The organism is Kibdelosporangium persicum, assembly GCF_013280595.1.
GTDB lineage: Bacteria > Actinomycetota > Actinomycetes > Mycobacteriales > Pseudonocardiaceae > Kibdelosporangium > Kibdelosporangium persicum.
Genome location: NZ_JAAATY010000009.1, coordinates 47,790 through 67,581, shown reverse-complemented (window position 1 = coordinate 67,581; position 19,792 = coordinate 47,790). Strand labels below are relative to the sequence as shown.

At 68.4% G+C, this 19,792-nt stretch carries 17 protein-coding genes; 9 read left to right on the top strand and 8 right to left on the bottom strand.

What is annotated here, in order from left to right:
• Nucleotides 1-327: 327 nt before the first annotated feature.
• Both GC106_RS17990 and GC106_RS17985 read left to right on the top strand, forming a co-directional pair.
• Nucleotides 328-2,883, top strand: coding sequence for an ATP-dependent Clp protease ATP-binding subunit (locus tag GC106_RS17990; protein ID WP_173131704.1), 2,556 nt, complete (start codon nt 328-330; stop codon nt 2,881-2,883).
• Nucleotides 2,884-2,956: 73 nt separating this feature from the next.
• A complete protein-coding gene (locus GC106_RS17985; protein ID WP_173131701.1) occupies nt 2,957-6,133 on the top strand; it encodes an AfsR/SARP family transcriptional regulator in 3,177 nt (1,058 codons plus the stop codon).
• Nucleotides 6,134-6,137: 4 nt separating this feature from the next.
• On the opposite strand, the gene GC106_RS17980 is transcribed toward GC106_RS17985, so the two are convergent.
• Both GC106_RS17980 and GC106_RS17975 read right to left on the bottom strand, forming a co-directional pair.
• Nucleotides 6,138-6,917, bottom strand: a complete 780-nt coding sequence (locus tag GC106_RS17980) for an ABC transporter permease (protein WP_173131698.1) — start codon at nt 6,915-6,917, stop codon at nt 6,138-6,140.
• Nucleotides 6,914-7,873 (bottom strand): ATP-binding cassette domain-containing protein, encoded by a 960-nt coding sequence (locus tag GC106_RS17975; RefSeq protein WP_173131695.1) that lies wholly within the window; start codon nt 7,871-7,873, stop codon nt 6,914-6,916. The genes GC106_RS17980 and GC106_RS17975 overlap by 4 nt, the downstream gene beginning before the upstream one ends.
• 98 nt (nt 7,874-7,971) lie before the next feature.
• On the opposite strand from GC106_RS17975, the gene GC106_RS17970 reads away from it, so the two are divergent.
• Nucleotides 7,972-8,955, top strand: coding sequence for an endonuclease/exonuclease/phosphatase family protein (locus GC106_RS17970; RefSeq protein WP_173131692.1), 984 nt, complete (start codon nt 7,972-7,974; stop codon nt 8,953-8,955).
• On the opposite strand, the gene GC106_RS17965 is transcribed toward GC106_RS17970, so the two are convergent.
• Nucleotides 8,942-9,754 carry an SIR2 family NAD-dependent protein deacylase gene (locus GC106_RS17965; RefSeq protein ID WP_312872716.1) on the bottom strand — a complete coding sequence of 271 codons (813 nt, stop codon included), beginning with the start codon at nt 9,752-9,754 and terminating at the stop codon, nt 8,942-8,944. The two genes, GC106_RS17970 and GC106_RS17965, sit on opposite strands and share 14 nt — an antisense overlap.
• Nucleotides 9,751-10,059 carry an antibiotic biosynthesis monooxygenase family protein gene (locus GC106_RS17960; protein WP_173131689.1) on the bottom strand — a complete coding sequence of 103 codons (309 nt, stop codon included), beginning with the start codon at nt 10,057-10,059 and terminating at the stop codon, nt 9,751-9,753. Before GC106_RS17960 ends, GC106_RS17965 begins: the two co-directional genes overlap by 4 nt.
• A gap of 36 nt (nt 10,060-10,095) precedes the next feature.
• On the opposite strand from GC106_RS17960, the gene GC106_RS17955 reads away from it, so the two are divergent.
• On the top strand, nt 10,096-10,617 hold the full coding sequence (locus GC106_RS17955; protein ID WP_173131686.1) for a 2'-5' RNA ligase family protein: 522 nt from the start codon (nt 10,096-10,098) through the stop codon (nt 10,615-10,617).
• On the opposite strand, the gene GC106_RS17950 is transcribed toward GC106_RS17955, so the two are convergent.
• Nucleotides 10,610-11,353 carry an alpha/beta fold hydrolase gene (locus tag GC106_RS17950; RefSeq protein ID WP_173131683.1) on the bottom strand — a complete coding sequence of 248 codons (744 nt, stop codon included), beginning with the start codon at nt 11,351-11,353 and terminating at the stop codon, nt 10,610-10,612. The genes GC106_RS17955 and GC106_RS17950 overlap by 8 nt on opposite strands.
• 40 nt (nt 11,354-11,393) lie before the next feature.
• Here GC106_RS17950 and GC106_RS17945 point away from each other — a divergent pair, with 40 nt between their 5' ends.
• Nucleotides 11,394-12,839, top strand: coding sequence for a M1 family metallopeptidase (locus GC106_RS17945; RefSeq protein WP_246366139.1), 1,446 nt, complete (start codon nt 11,394-11,396; stop codon nt 12,837-12,839).
• 42 nt (nt 12,840-12,881) lie between these two features.
• On the opposite strand, the gene GC106_RS17940 is transcribed toward GC106_RS17945, so the two are convergent.
• Nucleotides 12,882-13,751, bottom strand: coding sequence for an HhH-GPD family protein (locus GC106_RS17940; RefSeq protein WP_173131680.1), 870 nt, complete (start codon nt 13,749-13,751; stop codon nt 12,882-12,884).
• A 14-nt stretch (nt 13,752-13,765) separates the two neighbouring features.
• Nucleotides 13,766-14,257, bottom strand: coding sequence for a beta-class carbonic anhydrase (locus tag GC106_RS17935; RefSeq protein ID WP_173131678.1), 492 nt, complete (start codon nt 14,255-14,257; stop codon nt 13,766-13,768).
• 131 nt (nt 14,258-14,388) lie between these two features.
• Between GC106_RS17935 and GC106_RS17930 the strand changes: the two genes are divergently transcribed.
• Nucleotides 14,389-15,042 carry a hypothetical protein gene (locus tag GC106_RS17930; protein ID WP_173131675.1) on the top strand — a complete coding sequence of 218 codons (654 nt, stop codon included), beginning with the start codon at nt 14,389-14,391 and terminating at the stop codon, nt 15,040-15,042.
• A 436-nt stretch (nt 15,043-15,478) separates the two neighbouring features.
• Here the strand turns inward: GC106_RS17930 and GC106_RS17925 are convergent, their stop codons facing one another.
• On the bottom strand, nt 15,479-16,579 hold the full coding sequence (locus GC106_RS17925) for a LacI family DNA-binding transcriptional regulator (RefSeq protein ID WP_173131672.1): 1,101 nt from the start codon (nt 16,577-16,579) through the stop codon (nt 15,479-15,481).
• A gap of 268 nt (nt 16,580-16,847) precedes the next feature.
• Between GC106_RS17925 and GC106_RS17920 the strand changes: the two genes are divergently transcribed.
• The 3 genes from GC106_RS17920 (at nt 16,848) to GC106_RS17910 (ending at nt 19,792) form a co-directional block, all read left to right on the top strand.
• A complete protein-coding gene (locus GC106_RS17920; protein WP_173131669.1) occupies nt 16,848-17,948 on the top strand; it encodes an ABC transporter ATP-binding protein in 1,101 nt (366 codons plus the stop codon).
• Nucleotides 17,949-18,095: 147 nt separating this feature from the next.
• Nucleotides 18,096-18,992: a metal ABC transporter solute-binding protein, Zn/Mn family gene (locus GC106_RS17915; protein WP_173131666.1), complete on the top strand. Its 897-nt coding sequence runs from the start codon at nt 18,096-18,098 to the stop codon at nt 18,990-18,992.
• Entirely contained in the window at nt 18,971-19,792 is an 822-nt protein-coding gene (locus GC106_RS17910) for a metal ABC transporter ATP-binding protein (protein ID WP_312872731.1), read from the top strand. Before GC106_RS17915 ends, GC106_RS17910 begins: the two co-directional genes overlap by 22 nt.

Below are 19,792 nucleotides of genomic sequence, written 5' to 3'. Positions count from 1 at the left end.
TTTATCAGTGTTCTAACGCCGATAAACACTCACGAGGGGGGACTGGCAGTTGCGCCGATCGAGTGAGAAAGTGATCGCGGTCACGTTCGGGCGCATGCTGTTCGCGGATAGCGGACAGGTTCCGATAAGTGGAATCCGCCCCGGTGACCGCACGTTGTAAGGGGTGTCCGCCGGTGACGGCAGGCGAAGTTCCTGGTCCGTCATCAATCTGTGGTCGTGCGTGGCACTGAGCGCGACAGGCCGGACGACTACAGTGGTCCTACGGTGCTGAATCCACCGACATGACGAGTGGTGAAGGGCCGCCGGCGCAGCAGTCAGGGAGTGCGAATGTTCGAGAGGTTCACCGACCGCGCGAGGCGGGTGGTTGTCCTGGCCCAGGAAGAGGCCCGGATGCTCAACCACAACTACATCGGCACCGAGCACATCCTCCTGGGCTTGATCCACGAGGGTGAAGGTGTCGCGGCGAAGGCGCTCGAGTCGCTCGGGATCGCCCTGGAAGGCGTGCGTCAGCAGGTCGAGGAGATCATCGGCCAGGGGCAGCACGCGCCAAGCGGGCACATCCCCTTCACGCCTCGGGCGAAGAAGGTGCTTGAGCTGTCGCTGCGTGAGGCGCTGCAGCTCGGGCACAACTACATCGGCACGGAGCACATCCTGCTCGGGCTGATCCGTGAGGGCGAGGGCGTGGCCGCCCAGGTGCTGGTCAAGCTCGGCGCCGACCTCAACCGGGTCCGCCAGCAGGTTCTCCAGCTCCTGTCGGGCTACTCCGGCGGCAAGCCGGAGACCGAGCAGGGCGGCCGTGGTGAGGGAACCCCCTCCTCGTCGCTGGTGCTCGACCAGTTCGGCCGCAACCTCACCGCCAGCGCCCGGGAGGGCAAGCTGGACCCGGTGATCGGCCGGTCCAAGGAGATCGAGCGGGTCATGCAGGTGCTGTCCCGCCGTACCAAGAACAACCCAGTCCTGATCGGCGAGCCGGGTGTCGGCAAGACGGCCGTCGTCGAGGGACTGGCGCAGATGGTGGTCAAGGGCGAGGTGCCCGAGACGCTGAAGGACAAGCAGCTCTACACGCTGGACCTCGGATCGCTCGTCGCGGGCTCGCGTTACCGCGGTGACTTCGAGGAGCGCTTGAAGAAGGTGCTCAAGGAGATCCGCACCCGCGGCGACATCATCCTGTTCATCGACGAGATCCACACGCTCGTCGGGGCGGGTGCCGCCGAGGGCGCGATCGACGCGGCGTCCATCCTCAAGCCGATGCTGGCCCGTGGTGAGCTGCAGACCATCGGTGCGACCACCCTCGAGGAATACCGCAAGTACGTGGAGAAGGACCCCGCGCTCGAGCGGCGGTTCCAGCCGATCCAGGTCGGTGAGCCGAACCTGGAGCACACGATCGAGATCCTGAAGGGTCTGCGCGACCGGTACGAGGCGCACCACCGCGTCTCGATCACCGACGGCGCGCTGGTGCAGGCGGCCACGCTGGCCGACCGGTACATCAACGACCGCTTCCTGCCGGACAAGGCGATCGACCTGATCGACGAGGCCGGTGCCCGGATGCGGATCCGCCGGATGACGGCTCCGCCGGACCTGCGCGAGTTCGACGAGAAGATCGCCGACGTGCGCCGGGAGAAGGAATCGGCCATAGACGCTCAGGACTTCGAGCGGGCCGCGAAGCTGCGTGACCAGGAGAAGCAGCTGCTTGGCCAGAAGGCCGAGCGGGAGAAGCAGTGGAAGGACGGCGACCTCGACGTCGTCGCCGAGGTCGACGAGGAGCAGATCGCCGAGGTCCTCGCGCACTGGACGGGCATCCCGGTCTTCAAGCTGACCGAGGAGGAGACCACCCGCCTGCTGCGCATGGAGGACGAGCTGCACAAGCGGATCATCGGCCAGGAGGAGGCCGTCAAGGCCGTCTCCAAGGCGATCCGCCGTACCCGTGCCGGCCTGAAGGACCCGAAGCGCCCGAGCGGCTCGTTCATCTTCGCCGGCCCGTCCGGTGTCGGTAAGACCGAGCTGTCCAAGGCGCTGGCGAACTTCCTGTTCGGCGAGGACGACGCCCTGATCCAGATCGACATGGGCGAGTTCCACGACCGCTACACCGCTTCGCGTCTGTTCGGTGCCCCTCCGGGGTACGTCGGCTACGAAGAGGGCGGCCAGCTGACCGAGAAGGTCCGCCGCAAGCCGTTCTCCGTCGTGCTGTTCGACGAGATCGAGAAGGCCCACCAGGAGGTCTACAACACTCTCCTGCAGGTGCTGGAGGACGGCCGCCTGACCGACGGTCAGGGTCGTACGGTCGACTTCAAGAACACGGTCATCATCTTCACCTCGAACCTGGGCACCCAGGACATCTCGAAGGCCGTGTCGCTCGGTTTCGCCGGCGGCCAGGAGCAGTCGAACAACTACGAGCGGATGAAGCAGAAGGTCAACGACGAGCTGAAGAAGCACTTCCGCCCGGAGTTCCTCAACCGGATCGACGACATCATCGTCTTCCACCAGCTCACGGAGGACGAGATCATCCGGATGGTCGACCTGATGATCGGCCGCGTCGAGGTCCAGCTGCGCAACAAGGACATGGCTCTGGAGCTGACTCCGTTGGCGAAGAAGCTGCTGGCCAAGCGCGGTTTCGACCCCGTGCTGGGCGCCCGGCCGCTGCGCCGGACCATCCAGCGCGAGATCGAGGACCAGCTGAGCGAGAAGATCCTGTTCGGCGAGCTCGAGCCGGGTCAGATCGTGATCGGCGACGTCGAGGGCTGGACCGGCGAGGGCTCGGACGACAAGGCGCACTTCACCTTCCGTGGTGAGGCCAAGCCGCGCAACGTCCCGGACTCGCCGCCGGTGGACCTGGCCGCTTCGCCGGGCTCCGGCGAGGCCGAGGGCCGCGAGGACCACGGCTGATATCCGAATGACGAGGTGAAGGGCCCCGGTTTCCTGGTGAAACCGGGGCCCTTGCTCGTGGGATGCTGACACTGTGCGTGTGGCTGTGCTGGGGCCGTTGTGCCTGAAGGACACCGCCGGCCAGGAAATCGAGGTCGGCGGTCCGCGGCTGCGCATGCTGCTGGTCCGCCTGGCCCTCGAAGCCAACCGGGTCGTGCCGGCCGAGTCCCTGATCGACGGGCTGTGGGGCACGCAACCGCCGGTCGACGCCACGAACGCCTTGCAGTCGCTGGTGTCCCGGCTCCGCAAGACCGGGCTGGCCACGCTCATCGAGTCCTCTCCGGCCGGGTACCGCTTGGCGGCGTCGGAAGTGGACGCCGAGCAGTTCGAGCGCCTTGCCGTGGCAGGCAGCCGTCTGCTCAAGCAGGACAAGCCGGACGAAGCGGCCCGGGTGCTGGGGGAGGCTCTCGATCTGTGGCGCGGTCCGGCCCTCGTGGACGTCGCCGACGCCCCTTTCGCCGCCGCGACGGTGGCACGCCTGGCCGAACTGCGCCTGACCGCGATGGAAGACCGGATCGAGGCGGACATCCGGCGCGGCCACGAAACCGCCGCCATCGTCGAGCTGTATGCCCTGACCAGGGAACACCCGCTTCGGGAACGCCTGACCGCGCTGCTGATCAAGGCACTGCGGAAGGCAGGCCGCCAGGCGGACGCCCTGGCGGCCTACGAGATCGCGCGCCAGAACCTCGGGACCGAACTGGGCGTCGATCCGAGCCCGGAACTGCAGGAAGCCCACCTGGAGCTGCTGAGGTCGACGCCCGCGGAGGTGCCCAACGGCGGCTCACGGCTGCCCGCGCCGCTGACCAGCTTCGTCGGCCGTGGCCACGAACTGACCGAACTGGAACGACTGCTCCGGCAAGACCGGCTGATCACGCTCGTGGGTCCGGGCGGTGCCGGAAAGACAAGGCTGGCAACGGAAGCGGCGGGCCGGACGGCCGAACCGGTCTGGTTCGTCCACCTCGCCGGGCTGAGCGAAGCGGCCGACGTTCCCGCGGCGCTGGCCACCGCTCTGGGCCTTGGCGACGCGCGGGTTTCCGGGAAACCCCAGTCCTGGCGCCGGCCGGTGGACGTCATGACGCGGTTGCTCGACGCGCTCGCCGACCGGTCGGAGCTGATCGTGTTGGACAACTGCGAGCACCTGGTCTCCGCGGTCGCGCATCTGGCCGAGGCGCTGCTGGCCGGGTGTCCACGGCTGCGGATCCTGACCACCAGCCGGGAACCGCTGGCGATCACCGGTGAGACCCTGTTCCCGGTCGGGCCTCTGGAGCTGCCCGAGGAGAACTCGCCGGCGGCACAAGCGGTCGAACGGGCCGCGGTCCGGCTTTTCCTCGACCGCGCCGGATCCGTCCGTCCCGGGTTCACTGTGGACGAGGACAACGCGGCTGCTGTGGTGGCGATCTGCCGTCAGCTCGACGGCCTGCCACTCGCTCTCGAACTGGCCGCCGCGAGGCTGCGCTCGATGACGGTCGGGCAGGTCGCCGAGCGACTGGACGACCGGTTCCGGCTGCTGACCGGCGGCAGCCGGACTTCCTTGCCGAGGCACCAAACCCTTGGCGCGGTGGTGGAGTGGAGCTGGAGCCTGCTCACCGACGCCGAACGCACGCTGGCGACCAGGCTCTCGGTGTTCGCCAATCCGTCTACAATGGACGCGATCACCGCGGTCTGCGCCGGTGCCGACCTGCCCGCGGACGACGTGCTGTACGTCCTCGCTTCGCTGGTGGAGAAATCCCTTGTGGAGGCCGAAGAAGGCCGGGACGGTCAGCCGCGGTACCGGATGCTGCAGACGGTCAAGGCGTTCGCCGCCGCGCGGCTGGACGACGCGCGGCGGACCAAGGACCGGTTCGCGGCGTGGGTGATGGGGATGGTCGAGAAAGCCGAGCCGATGCTGCGCCGTCCCGAACAGGTCCGCTGGCTCAGGATGCTGGACGCGGAGCGGTCCAACGTGATCGAGGCGATCCGGTACACGGTCGGCCGCGACGACGCCGAGACCTCCTTCCGGATTCTGGCCGCGTGGACGTGGTACTGGCTGTTGCGCCAAGGCGTGTTCGGTGAGGCGCTGACCGAAGAGTTGTTGCCGCTCAACCGGATGCGTCAGATGGAGGACCGCGCGCCGCGCGGCACCCGGTTGCTCTTCCGGATGCTGACGGTCATCGGCGGGGTCAACGAACCGGATGTCACCGAGATCCGGGCGATCATCGAGCTGTGCCGGACCGACGGGGCCAAGGCGGCGCCGTTGGGCCCGTTGATCGAATCGGTGTCGTACGCGATGCTGCACGACTTCGACGGTGCCGAGGCGGCTTTCCGGCGTGCGCTGAGGAACTCCGACCCCTGGGCGCGTGCGGTGGTCACCCTGGGCGGTGCGATGGCGGCGGAGAACCTCGGCGAGTTCGGCAAGGCGGAGCGCTGGCATTCCGCCGCGATCCGCCGGTTCCGCGGGATCGGCGACCGCTGGGGAATGGCCATCGCGTTGAGCGGTCTGGCCGGCGCCCGGTCGACCAACGGTGACATCGCTGGAGCGATCGAGCTGTACAACGAGGCGAGGGCACTGGAGGTCGAACTCGGGCCGTCGCCGGATCCGGCGATGACGACCACGCGGCTGGCCGATCAGTACTACCGGCTGGGTGATCTGGACCGCGCACGCCGTGACCTGGAGCGGGTGGCGGCGATCAGCCTTGAACAGGGCCAGCGTGCGGTGACTGTGGCGATTCTCTGCAGGCTCAGCACAGTTGTGCGCGCCGGCGGTGACCCGGCCACGGCTCGGGCCCATCTCGTGCGGGCACAGCGGGAACTGACGCAGTGGCCGGACTCGGTGAGTGACCCGTTGCGGAGCTGGGTTGGCGTCACCGAGGTCTGCCAGTTGGTGGCGGAGGGCGATCTGGTCAGTGCGCGAGTGGTCGCGGACAAGGCGTTCGCCGTGACCCAGCGTGGCTTCGGATACCTGCGAGACGCCCAGAGCACGGCCGACGTCGGGGAAGCCATGGCGGCGATCGCGGCCGCCGCGGGCGATCTGACACACGCGGCGCGACTCCTGGGTGCCAGTGCCGTCATCGGCGGCGCACTGGACGTCGGCTCGCCGGAGAACCGTGCCCTGATGGACCAGTTCAGCCCGGCTGAACACAAAATCCTCGCCCAGGCAAGGAAACTGACATGGGACGAGGCGATAGCCGTGGTGGGACAGGGTGTCTCCGCCTCCCCGCCGGAGACACCCTGAGGCCTCAGCGCATCCGCCGCTTGTAGGCGGCCATCGCCAACGGGTAGAACACCACGACGAACCCGGCCATCCACGCGAGCGCGCCGAGCAGCGGGCCGCCGACCGGGCCGCCGGTCAGCAGGCCGCGGTTGACCTCGGACAGCAGGCTCACCGGGTTGATGTCGGTCCACGCGGCCAGCCAGCCGGGCAGCGTCGAGCTCTGCACGAAGATGGTGCTGCCGAAGCTGATCGGCATGATCAGGATGAACAGGTAGCCCTGCACCGTCTCGGGCTTGCCGGCGAGCATGCCGACCCACACCGAGATCCAGCACAGGCTGAAGCTGAACCCGATCATCAGCACGAGGTCCAGCAGCATGGGCACCACACCGGTGGTCACGCGGAAGCCGAACAGGTAGCCGAAGCCCAACGTGAGCACGATGCAGGCGGTGTACCGAAAGAGATCACCGACCACGGTGCCGACGAGCGGCGCGGACCGCGCGATCGGCATGCTGCGGAACCGGTCGAACACACCTTTGGTGATGTCCGTGGACAGTGCGACACCGGTGCCGACGCTGACCAGCAGCGCGGAGTACACCATCAGCCCGGGCACCAGCTGCCGGGTGTAGGCGTCGGAGTCGCCGCCGGAGATCGCGCCGCCGAGCACCAACGAGAACAGCACCAGCATGACCAACGGCTGGATCACGAGCTCCACGAGCACAGCCGGGTTCTTCACTGACTTCGCGGCGGTCCGACCTGCCATCAGCATGCTGTGCCGCAACGCCCTCGACGGACTGATGGTCGTCATGCCGTGACTCCTTGCTTGCTGCCGGTGATGGCCAGGAACACCTCGTCGAGGCTGGGCAGCCGCAGCCCGAGTTCGTCGACCGCGATGCCGGCGGCGGCCAGTCGTGTGACCACTGTGGACAGCAGGACCGGATCCTCGACCGGCGTGTTGAGCACTCGGCTGTCCATGTCACGCAACGGCCGCGCACCGGTCACGTCGAGCAGGATCCGCGCGACGGCGTCCATGTCCTGCCACTGGCTCGGCTTGACCTGCAGGGTCTGGCCGCCCACCTTGCGCTTCAGCTCGTTCGGGGTGCCGTCCGCGACCACCCGGCCGTGGTCGAACACCGTGATCCGGTCGGCCAGCTGGTCGGCTTCTTCGAGGTACTGCGTGGTCAGCAGCACGGTCACGCCATCGTCGACCAGCCTGCGCACGATGTCCCAGATCTCGTTGCGGCTGTGCGGATCCAGCCCGGTCGTCGGCTCGTCCAGGAACAGCACACGTGGCCGGCTGATGAGACTGGCCGACAGGTCCAGCCGTCGGCGCATACCACCCGAGTACGTCCGCACCGGCCGGTTCGCTGCGTCGCTGAGTTCGAAGCGGTCGAGCAGGTCCCGGGCACGGGCCCGCGCGTCCGCTTTGGACATCTCCAGCAGCCTGCCGAACAGCACCAGGTTGTCCCGTCCGGACATGTCCTCGTCCACAGAGGCGTACTGGCCGGTCAGCCCGATCAGGCCGCGGACCGCGACCGGATCACGCAGCACGTCGTAACCCCCGATCCGGGCCGTGCCCGCGTCCGGCAGCTGCAACGTCGCCAGTATCCGCACCGCGGTGGTCTTGCCCGCGCCGTTGGGTCCGAGCACCCCGAGGATCCGGCCGGCCGGCACCTCCAGGTCCACGCCGTCGAGCGCGGTCGTCTCGCCGAACCTCTTGACCAGGCCCTCGGCTTCGATCGCGTTGGCCGTCGAATCGGACACCGTGTCCCCCTCCCTGTTTGTCGCAAGGTCAGGGTCCGCCGTGCCGCTGTTGACGCGCGCACAGGACGCTGTCAGCCGGATTCGGGCAAGCTGGTGGCGTGACAGCGCAGCTGAAGGCGGCCCAGACGACGGCACGGCCGCCGGTCAGGACGTGGATCGTCGTGCTGTGGGTCGTGCCGTCCGTGGTGTTCCTGGCGTTCGCCGCGCTGCGGCTGCTCGGCGTGACCGGCAACCGGTACGTCATCGCCGCGGTCGCGTTGACGCCGTACATCGGCGTTGTGGGGCTCGTGCTGGGCGTTGTCGGGTTGTTCATGCGGCGCTGGATCTTGGGCGGGGTCGTGCTCGCGTTCGCGATGATCACCAGCGCGGCCGTGGTGCCGCGGATGGTCAGCGACGACCAGCCCACCGTTTTCGGGCCGCGGTTGACCGTGATGTCGGCGAACCTCCACGTCGGCCGCGCGGACGCCGTGGCCTTGCTGGACATGGTGCGGCGGCACAACGTGGACGTGCTGAGCCTGCAGGAACTGAGCCCGGCGATGGTGCAGGACCTCGACCGGGCCGGGATCGACCGGGTGCTGCCGTACCGGCTGTTCGAGCCGCAACGCGGGGCGTCCGGGTCCGGGCTGGCGTCGAAGCACCCGCTGCGGCCGACCCAGATCGCCGACCCGGCCACGTTCGCGCAGCCCAGCGCGATCGTCGACCTGCCGGGCGTGGTCGACCCCGAGGTGCTGGTCGTGCACACCGCGCCCGGTGTCGAGCCGGAGTGGACGGCCACGTGGAAGGCCGAACTGGCCGAGCTGCCCGCTGCCGGGCCGAGCGACAAGCCGAGGATGCTGGTCGGCGACTTCAACGCCACGCTCGACCATCCCGACCTCAGGGACGTGCTCGACCGCGGCTACGACGACGCGGGCGAACGGCGCGGTGGCGGCATGACGCCGACGTGGCCCGCCGGGATCTGGCCGCCACCGGTGACCATCGACCACGTACTCGTCGACTCGCGGTGCGCCGTCCTCGACTACCAGGTGTTCGATCTGGCAGGCAGCGACCACCGCGCCGTGCTGGTGTCGCTCAACCTGCCGTGAGGCGCTTGTCCAGTTCGGTCAACGCGGCCAGCGCGCCCAGAGGCAGCTGAACGCCGCGACCGTGCCGGATCTCCGGTTCCCGCGGGTTGATCCGGATCAGCGCGCCGGTCCGGGCCGAGGCCAGCTCGGACATCCGCCGCACGGTCGGGATCGCGTTGCCCGCGCCCAGTTCGATCACCACGAGGTCGTGCCGGCGCGTCCGCCAGCGGGACACCTCGGCCAGGATCGCCTCGCTGCGCTCGCCCTGCCAGTCGAAGTCACCGAACATCAGGATGTTGGGCCTGGCCAGGCCGCCGCAGCGCGGGCAGCTCGGCAGCCGGCCGACCGCCCGCATGGTGTCCTCGTCGATGTCCACGTCCGGCCCGGCAGGCCAGATCGGCTGTCCACAGTCCCGGAAGCACTGCAGGTGGTGGATCGAGCCGTGCACCTCGGCCACGTGCTCGTCCGGGAAGCCCGCCCGCTGGAACTGGCCGTCCACATTGGAGGTGAACACCCTGGTGGGTTTGCCCCAGCTCCGGATGATGTGGAAGCCCTCGTGCGGCTTGGTCTCCCGGTACAACCGGAGCCGGTGGCCGTAGAAACCCCACGCCAACTCTGGGTCCTCCTGGAAGTGCACGGGGTCGGCGAGCTCGGCGAAACGCAGGCCGAGGCGCTCGTAAGGCGGGTACGCACGCCAGAACCCCTCGTCGCCGCGGAAGTCCGGCAGACCGGAGTCCACGCCCATCCCGGCACCCGCGCACACCAGCAACGCACCCGCGCCGCGGATCAGCTCCGCGGCGCGGCCGAACTCGTCGCTCACTCGTTGAAGATCGATTCGACGATCTCGAACTCCAGCAGGCTCGCGCCGGTGGCCACCGGCTTGTCGCTCGGCGGGCCCGCGTGCGCGGCCTTGGCCGGGCCGTCCCGCCACGTCTGGAACGCCTCCTCGCTCTCCCACCGGGTGAGCACGAAGTACCGGTTGTCGCCGCTGACCGGGCGCAACAACTCGAAGCTGAGGAAACCGGGCGAGTCCTTGATGGTGCTCGCCCGCGCGGCGAAGCGCTTCTCCAGTTCGGCGCCCGCGCCTTCGGGCACCTCGATCGCGTTGATCTTCACGACTGCCATGAGACCCAGCGTACTGACCCGGCATGATGCTGACTCGTGGCTCACACGGTTGCGGTGTTCTTCGACGACGAGGCCGAACGCGCTGTCCGGGCGCTGTGGCGCAGGCTCGACCAGGCCGGCGTGCCGAGCCTGGCGAAGCACCCGAACGGCCGCTGGGCGCCGCGGGTGACGTTCGCCGCCGCCAAGCAGATCCCGCGCAGGACCCGTGACCTGCTCAAGGACGAGCTGCGCACGCTGGCCATCCCGAACCTGTGGCTGTCCAACCTCGGCACGTTCCCCAGCACCGAGAACGTCCTGATGCTGGGTGCGGTCGTGGACGCCGAACTGCTGGCCGTCCACTCGGCCGTCCACGACGTGCTCGCCGGGCGGGTGCAGTCGCCGCAGGCCTACTGGCTGCCGGGGTCCTGGACGCCGCACTGCACGCTCACCCAGGGCGTCGAGCACCACCAGCTGGTCGAGGGCTTCGCCGCGTTGCACCCGGTCGACCGGATCGAGGCACGCGTCGAGCACGTCGCGATCGTCGACACGCAGACCGCCGAGGTCGAGATCATCAAGTGAGCGACGACAGGAACGCCTCGACCGCGCCCCGGTAGATCTCCGGCTGGTCACGGTGCACCACGTGACCGGCGCCGGGGACGACGACGTGCTTGCCGCCGCCGGGGGAGCGGACCGGCATCAGCGCCATCTGACCAGGCGGCATCGAACTCGTCTCCGCCTCGATCGCCAGCATCGGGCACTGGACCTTCTCGATCAGGTCCCAGTAGTCCCGTTCGCCCCATTCGTTGGCGATCGGGTACAGCCGCTCCAGGTCGGCGATCAGGTGGTAGCCGTCCTCGCGTTCCTCGAAGCACTCGACGAAGTGGTCGCCGTACTGGCCGAAGAACTGCTTGACGTGCGCCAGCGACTGGAACGGCACCGGCCACGAGTCGAAGTACGCCTTCCACCTGTCCACGGACCTGCCGCGCTGGTCCGGCGCCATGTCCTCGACCACGATGCCTTTGACCAGCTCAGGATGGGCCGCGGCGAGCGCCCACGCGTGCAGGCCGCCCATCGAGTGCCCGATCACCACCGACGGCCCCAGGCCGCGGACCACCTCGGCGGCGTCGGCCACGAAGTCCTCGGTCCGGCCGGTCTGGACGGGGTTACGGCCGTGCGCGCGGGCGTCGATCCCGACGACCCGGCCGTAGCGGGTCAGCCACTGCGCCACCGGCCACCAGATGGTCGCCCGGCCCATCAGCCCGTGCAGCAGCAGGATGCCCTGGCCACGGCCACCGAACTCGACCACATGACGCATTCGACTTCATCCTTACACCCGGTTCGTTACGTTAGGCCGCATGGACTACTCACACGGCCGTCTAGCCACGATCTTGGTCGCGGCATCCATCATGGTCGTGGGATGTACCAGCTCACCACCTGATTCACCGCCCGCGCCGTCACCCGCCGTCAACCAGGCCGGCGCGGGTGCCGACGGCGCCGGCGACCCGTACTACCCGACGGACGGCAACGGCGGGTACGACGTCACCGACTACAACGTCTCGGTCAGCTACGACCCGGCCGCGGGCACGCTCGACGGCGACACGACGGTCACCGCCAACGCCACCGCGGACCTGAACAGGTTCAACCTGGACCTGGTCGGCTTCGACATCGGCAACGTCGACGTGAACGACAAGCCCGCGCAGTTCACCCGTGAAGGCGACCATGAGCTCGTGATCACGCCGTCCGAGCCGGTCGCGAAAGGCGCGTCGTTCAAGGCCCGCGTGCGTTACAAGGGCACGCCCGCGGCGAAGGAAGACGGCCAGCTCGGCAAGAACGGCTGGCAGAAGTCCCGCTCCGGCGGCGCTTTCGTGGCCGGAGAGCCGCACTCGGCGACGTTCTGGTTCCCGGCCAACGACCACCCCCGCGACAAGGCCACGTTCCGCCTGACCGCGCGGGTACCGGACGGCTGGTCGGTGATCTCCAACGGCCGCGAGGAACCCAGCACGTCGGCCGAGGGCTGGACGACGTTCCGCTGGGTCGAGGAGACCCGGCTGGCGACGTACCTGACCACCATCGGCATCGACAAGTGGACCTACGAGCGTTCCACGTTGCCCGACGGCATCCCCGTGGTCACCGCGTACGCGCCCGGCGTGGAGAACAAGAAGCAACTCGAGGCGCGGCTGCCGGAGATCCTGACGTTCCTCAGCTCGAAGTTCGGGCCGTACCCGCAGAAGGTGGCCGGCGGGATCTACCTGAACGAGGACATCGGGTTCTCGCTGGAGACCCAGGGCAGGCCGATCTACGCGAAGTGGACGAACCTGGAGACCGTGGTGCACGAGAACGCGCACCAGTGGTTCGGTGACTCCGTCACGGTCGACACGTGGGCCGACATCTGCCTGAACGAGTGTTTCGCCAGTTATGCCCAATGGCTGTGGGCCGAGGCGAAGGACCGGCAGAACCTGGACCAGCGTTACCGGTCCGCCGTGGACCGTGTGAAGGGCCGGGACACGTTCTGGGGCAACAAACTCTACGGAATGGGCAAGGGCAACGAGTTCCACGGCGTGTACGACAAGGGCGTGCTGGCGATGCACGCGCTGCGCAGGCAGATCGGCGAGGACGCGTTCAACCGTGTGCTGAAGGAATGGCCAGCCGCGTACAAGGACGCCAACGCCTCATGGCGGCAGTTCGAGGACTTCGTCCAGCGGATCGCGGGCCAGGACCTGCGCGGCTTCTACGACGCCTGGTTCCACAGCGACAAGATCCCGGCCGACCAGTACCTCTACCCCGGCACCCTGCGCGGCTGACCCCTCGTGAGTGTTTATCAGGGTTAGAACACGGCTAAACACTCACGAGTGTTCACCAGGGAGGGCGAAGAGGCCGCCGGTGGTCTGCTCCATCAGCCCGTCGACCAGGAGTGAGTCGAGGCAGCGATCGCGTTGCGCCGAGTCCGCCCAGACCGCGTCCAGCCGCGCGCGTTCGACCGGGCCGTCCGTGTCCCGCAGGACGTCCAGCAGCAGACCGCGAACCTGCCGGTCGGTCCCGGCGAACCGCTGCACCGGCTTGAGCGGCCCGGTGTATTCCGGCCTGCCTGCCTGCTGCCAGGCGCAGTCCGTCACCAGTGGACAGTCGACGCAGCGTGGCGTCCTTGCCGTGCAGATCAAGGCGCCGAGCTCCATCAACGCGATGGACATGGTCGCGGCCGGTGCGTCTTCGGCGGGCAACAGCTTCTCGACGTCCGCCATGTCGCGCGTGTTCGACGCGGGACCGGCGTCTCCGGCTCCGTGCACCGCGCGAGCGACGACCCGGCGGACGTTCGTGTCGACGACCGGAACCCGCTTGCCGTAGGCGAAAGCCGCCACTGCCCGAGCCGTGTACGCGCCGATCCCCGGTAACCCGAGCAGCGTGTCCACATCGGACGGAACGACGTCGCCGTGGTCCCTGGCTATCACACCGGCGGCTTCGTGCAGCCTGAGCGCACGGCGTGGATAGCCGAGCTTTCCCCACGCCCGCACCACCTCGCCCTGCGAGACCGCGGCCAGCCTGGACGGCACCGGCCAGCGGTCCATCCACTCCAGCCAGATCGGCTCGACCCGGGCGACCGGGGTCTGCTGCAGCATGATCTCGCTGACCAGCACGCCCCACGCGGTCGTGTCCGGCCGGCGCCACGGCAGATCACGCTTGTTCTTCGAATACCAGTCGATCAGCAGCGCGTCCATCGACGGGAATTCTGTCAGACGACCTCGGTCAGCTGGCCGGTGTGCACGTCGTAGACGAACCCGCGGACCTGGTCGGTGTGCGGCAGGTAGATCGCGTGCCGCACCCGGTTCATCGACGTCCGGACGCTGTCCTTGACCTCACGGAACGCCTCGACCGACCACGTCGGCCGCAACCCGCTGGCCTCTTCCAGTTCGTCCTTGAAGCCGTCCTCGGTCACCTGCTGCAGTCCGCAGTTGGTGTGCTGGACGATCATCACCTCGCGGGTGCCGAGCTTGCGCTGGCTCAATGCGAGCGACCGGATCACGTCGTCGGTGACGACACCGCCCGCGTTGCGCAGCACGTGCGCCTCGCCCTCGGCCAGCCCGAAGACGGCGAACACCCGGATCCGGGCGTCCATGCACGTGAGCAGGGCGATCCGCATCGACGGCTGCGGCGTCGACCGGTCACCGAGGGTGCGTTCGGTGAGGTTCGCATTCCGGCGCAGCAATTCGTCGATGGCACTCATACCCCTGATGGAACCGCGCCCAAGGGGGTGCGCGCAATCGCTCATAGATGGACATCACGTGCCCGGACACAACCCGATCCAGTGACGGTAAGATCCATCGTCTGCGCTGGTCACGGAGTTACTTTTCCCCCATGAACGAGCCAGCGTCCGTTTACTGGCGCCGTCGCATGGTCGCGATCGGCGGCGTGGTGGTCGCACTCGTGGTGCTCGGCTGGGCCGTCGGTGGATTCTTCGGCGGCGGGACACAGGTCGAGGACAACGCGGGAACGTGGGAGTCCCAGCCGGCGTCCAGCCCACCGCCGCCGCCCCCGCCAGGGGCGACGTCATCCTCCTCGGCCACCTCGGCACCCGCTGTAGCGGCGACCACCACCTCACCACCGCCCGACCCGAACCTGCCGTGCCCGGACCGGTCGATGCAGGTGACGATGGAAACCGGAGCGCCGCGATACAAGGTCGGCCAGCGCCCGTTGCTCCGACTCGTGATCATCAACGCCGGCCCGGTGCCCTGCACCAGGGACATCAGCCGGGCACTGCGCGAGATCGTGGTGACCAGCCCGGACGGCGTGAACCGCATCTGGTCCAGCAAGGACTGCTACCGCTCGAACGAGCCGGACCTGCGCATCATGCAGCCCGGCGAGCGCAGGCAGTTCGAAGTGAAGTGGGCAGGCAGAACCTCGGCCCCCGGCTGCCCGGCGAAGAGAACGGCAGTCCAGGCGGGCACGTACAGCGTGATCGGCAAACTCGGCTCGCTCACCAGCGCGGCAGTTCCCCTCACCTTGGTCTGACCCGGCCTTCCCGGTCCCCACCCCGGTACTCGGCAACCACAACCCAGGGCAGCCCCAACACCACGACAATCGCCTGAATCGGCCCCGAGCAGCTCTAGCGCCTCCACGATCGCCTGAATCGGCCCCGAGCAGCCCCAGTGCCTCCACAATCGCCCAAATCGGCCCCCAACCAGCCCCCGCCACTCCCAGGGGGGCGACCCCGAACCCAGTCTATCGGCGGGTAATGCCTGGTAGAAGGGTTACCGGCGGGTTGTGGACAACCAGATTCGCGAACGGACCGTTGGCTCGGAATCAGTGGTCGCGAACGTGCTGCGATCAAGCGGCCTCATCGACGCGCTGCCGCCCGGCGACCTGCTCAGCACCAACGGCCTGCTGGTGGTCTCCAAGGTCATGGCGCTCAGCTGCTTCAACCTGGCGGACCTGGGAGAGGAGCCTGTCAGGGCCCGAACCACCGTTCCTCGGTCGTCCGGGGTGGGGCGGCGGTCGTACCGGGCAGGAACTCGGTCTCCAGCGTGATGCTGCGGGGCCGGGTCCGCTCGGACGGGCTGAGCAGCAGCCGCCCGGCGGCCTTGCCTTTCTCCAGCACAGGCTGGCGAACAGTGGTCAGGCCCATCCGCTCGGCCTCGATGATCCCGTCGAACCCTGTCACGGTCAGGTCCTGGGGCACGCGCAGGCCGCGGCGCTTGGCCTCGGCCAGAGCGCCGAGCGCCAGGATGTCCGAAGTGCAGATCAGCGCCGTGATCTGCGAGTCCGCGTCGAGCAGTTGCGCGGCCGCGGAAGCACCCATCGCGCTGCTGTGGTCGAACCGTTCGACCACGGGCACGGAGGCCCAGTCGACGCCGACCGTCGAGAAGGCCGCGGCGAGGCCGCCGAGCCGGGTGCGCTGGACGTGGAAATGGGCGTTCTGCTGGCGTTCCACCGAGGCGAAGCCGTCGTTGCGGTCACGGGCCAGCCGCATGCAGACCACGCCGATGCGGCGGTGGCCGAGGTTGATCAGTTTCTGTGCCAGTTCGGTGATCGCGGTGCGGTCGTCGATGCCGACGCGGTCGACGCCCTCGATGTGCGGCTGGTCGGCGATCACGGTCGGCACCGGCCGGGACAACACCGCGGCCAGGTGGGGGTCGTCGTCCGGCACGGAGTACACGACGAAGCCGTCGACTCCGGCGCGGTGCACGGCGGCGACGTCCTCACGCTCGGGGTTCACCGGCACGAGGTGCAGGCCCTGACCCGCGCCTTCGCACGCCAGCGCGAGGCCTTCGAGGAATCCGAGCGCGGCCGGGTCGCGGAACGCGTAGGACAGGTTCTCGGTCAGCAGCAGGCCGACCGCGCCCGCCTTGCGGGTCCGCAGTGAACGGGCCACCGGGTCGGGACCCGGGTAGCCCAGCCGTCTGGCGGTCTCCAGCACCCTTCTGCGAAGCTCTGGGGACAGCTGGTCGGGCCGGTTGTAGGCATTGGAGACCGTCGTCCGGGAAACCCCGAGTTCGGCCGCCAGCGAGGCCAGCGTCGCCGGTCGCCGCACATGTATTGACCGCGCCATGCGGTGACGGTAACGGTTCAGAACCAATTGCAGAAGTCCGGCGCGGACTGAGTAGATCACTTCGTTGTTTCCCGAGGTCCAGCCTACGAAAATATTTTCGATGGTCTAGACCACCCAAAAACGGTGTCAAGCCTGGTAGAAACGTCGGATAGCAGTGGGTAACCGGTTACTTTGGTCTACACCACTTCGATACGTGCTGACGGCTGACGTATCACAGATGACCAGCTACGGTGAGCGAGAACACAGCAGTAACCGAAGGGAACAACAGATGGCCGAGGTCTCGTACGTGGGCGCGTCCAGGGTGTTCGCCGGCAGCCCGCCGGTGCGCGCGGTGGACCAGCTTGACCTGGATGTCGCTGACGGCGAGTTCCTGGTTCTGGTCGGCCCATCCGGGTCGGGCAAGTCGACGGCGCTGCGGATGCTCGCGGGTCTCGAGGACGTCGACGAGGGGACGATCCAGATCGGCAGCAAGGACGTCACCAACGTGCCCCCGAAGGGCAGGGACATCGCCATGGTGTTCCAGTCCTACGCGCTGTACCCGCACATGACGGTCGCCGAGAACATGGGCTTCGCCCTCAAGTTGCGTGGCACCCCCAAGACGCAGATCAAGGAGAAGGTGGCCGAGGCGGCCGCCATGCTCGACCTGACCAAGTACCTCGACCGCAAGCCGAAGGCCCTGTCCGGTGGCCAGCGGCAGCGTGTCGCCATGGGCCGCGCCATCGTGCGTGAGCCCAGTGTCTTCCTGATGGACGAGCCGCTGTCCAACCTGGACGCGAAGCTGCGCGTGGAGACCCGTGCGAACATCGCGGCCCTCCAGCAGCGCCTTGGCACGACCACGATCTACGTCACGCACGACCAGGTCGAGGCCATGACGATGGGCCACCGGGTGGCCGTGCTGAAGGACGGCATCCTGCAGCAGTGCGACACCCCGCGCGCGCTGTACGACAAGCCCGCCAACGCGTTCGTGGCCGGTTTCATCGGCTCGCCCGCGATGAACCTCAAGACCGTGCCGCTGGCGCCTGAGGGTGCCAGGCTCGACGGCATCGTCGTGCCGCTGGAGCGCACGGCCCTGTCGGCCGCGCAGAGCGCTGGTCTGTCCTCGGTGACGTTCGGTGTCCGGCCGGAGTCGCTGCGGCTGGCCAGCGTGGAGGAGGAGGGCATCGACATGACCGTCGAGCTCGTCGAGGAGCTCGGCGCGGACGCGCTCGTGCACGGCGCCGTGAAGATCGGTGACGGCTCCGAGCGGTTCGTCGTGCGTGTCGACGGCCGGACCCCGCCGCAGCTGGGCCAGAACGTCAAGATCGCGGTCCGGGACGCCAGCGAGGTGCACCTGTTCCACCCGGAGACGGGTGAGCGGCTCACCGACTGAGCACGAACGACGCGAAGCGGCCCCCGCCGGATCGGCGGGGGTCGCTTTCTGTAGTGGGCGTCACTCGATCGGCGGAATGAAAACCCGGGCGGTGTCGTAGACTCTGTCGAAGACGACAACGGTTTCCATTTGCATGCAGGAGTACGCATGAGCCCCCGACTCGCAGGTTCGATCGCGCTGACAGCCCTTGTGCTGGCCGGCTGCGGCTCGGAACCGAGCCCCGCAGCACCCCAGCAGTCAGGTGGCAAGATCGCCGTGGTCGCGTCCACGAACGTATGGGGCAGCGTCGCGCAGGCGGTGGGCGGCGACCAGGTCGAGGTGAAGTCGATCCTGAACGACCCCTCGGCCGATCCGCACTCGTACTCCAGCAGCGCGACCGACGCGACCGCGCTGAAGGACGCCAAGCTGGCGATCTACAACGGCGGCGGCTACGACGACTTCTTCACCCAGCTGGTCAACGAGTCCGGCAAGGACGCCCGCAAGATCGTCACCTTCGAGGTGTCCGGCAAGGCGGAGGGCACCAACGAGCACGTCTGGTACGACCTGCCGACCGTCAAGAAGGTGGCGGACAAGATCGCCGAGGAGCTCGGCGCGATCGCGCCGGACCGCAAGGACACCTTCACCGCGAACGCCAGGACGTTCGACGGCCAGCTCGACGGGCTGATCACCAAGGCCGGGCAGATCGGCAAGACCAAGCCCGGCCTGCAGGTCGTGGTGACCGAGCCGGTGCCCGCGTACCTGCTGGAGATCGCGGGCGTGAAAGACGCGACGCCGGAGGAGTTCTCCGAGGCGATCGAGGAGGAGACCGACCCGCCTGCCGCCGCTGTCGCGCAGACCACGGACTTGGTCAGGAACAAGCAGGTCGCCGCGCTGGTCAATAATGAGCAGACCGAGACGCCGGTGACCACCCAGCTCGGCGACGCCGCCAAGTCGGCCGGGATCCCGATCGTGCAGGTCACCGAGACCTTGCCGGAGGGTGTCAGCGGTTACGTTGACTGGATGACGAAGCAGGTGGATGCGCTATCCAGCGCGCTGACGAAGTAACGACGACGCAGGCACCGACACGGGTCGCCCTGCGCGATGCGACGCTGTCCTACGGCAAACGCACCCTGTGGTCCGGCCTGGACCTGGAGCTCAGGCAGGGCGAGTTCGTGGCGGTGCTCGGCCCGAACGGCTCGGGCAAGACCAGCCTGCTGCGCGTCCTGCTCGGCCTGCAGAAGCTCACCGGCGGCACGATGGAGACGCCGGAGGACCTCGGGATCGGCTACATCCCGCAGCAGCGGGCACTCGACCCGACGATCACGTTGCGTGGCCGTGACCTGGTCTCCTTGGGCTACGACGGGCACAGCTGGGGCTTCGGCCTCAAGGGCATGCGCGAGCGCAAGCAGCGCGTCGACACGGCCATCCGTTCGGTCGGTGCGGAGGCGTTCGCGAACCGGCCCGTTGGGCTGCTGAGCGGCGGCGAGCAGCAGCGTCTGCGCGTCGCCCAGGCGCTGGTGTGTGATCCGGACGTCCTGCTGTGCGACGAGCCCCTGCTGTCGCTGGATCTCGCGCACCAACAGGCCGTCAGCCAGTTGATCGACAAGCGCCGCACCGAGGCCGGGACGTCGGTGTTGTTCGTGACGCACGAGATCAACCCGATCCTGCCGCTGGTCGACCGGGTGCTGTACCTGGTGGACGGCCGGTTCCGGATCGGCACGCCGGACGAGGTGATGACCTCCGAGGTGCTGTCTGAGCTCTACCGGACGCGGATCGACGTGGTCCGGGTCCGTGGCCAGATCATCGTGGTCGGCGCGCAGGGCGCGGTCGAGTCCGACCAGCCGCATCACCTGCAGGTGGACTGA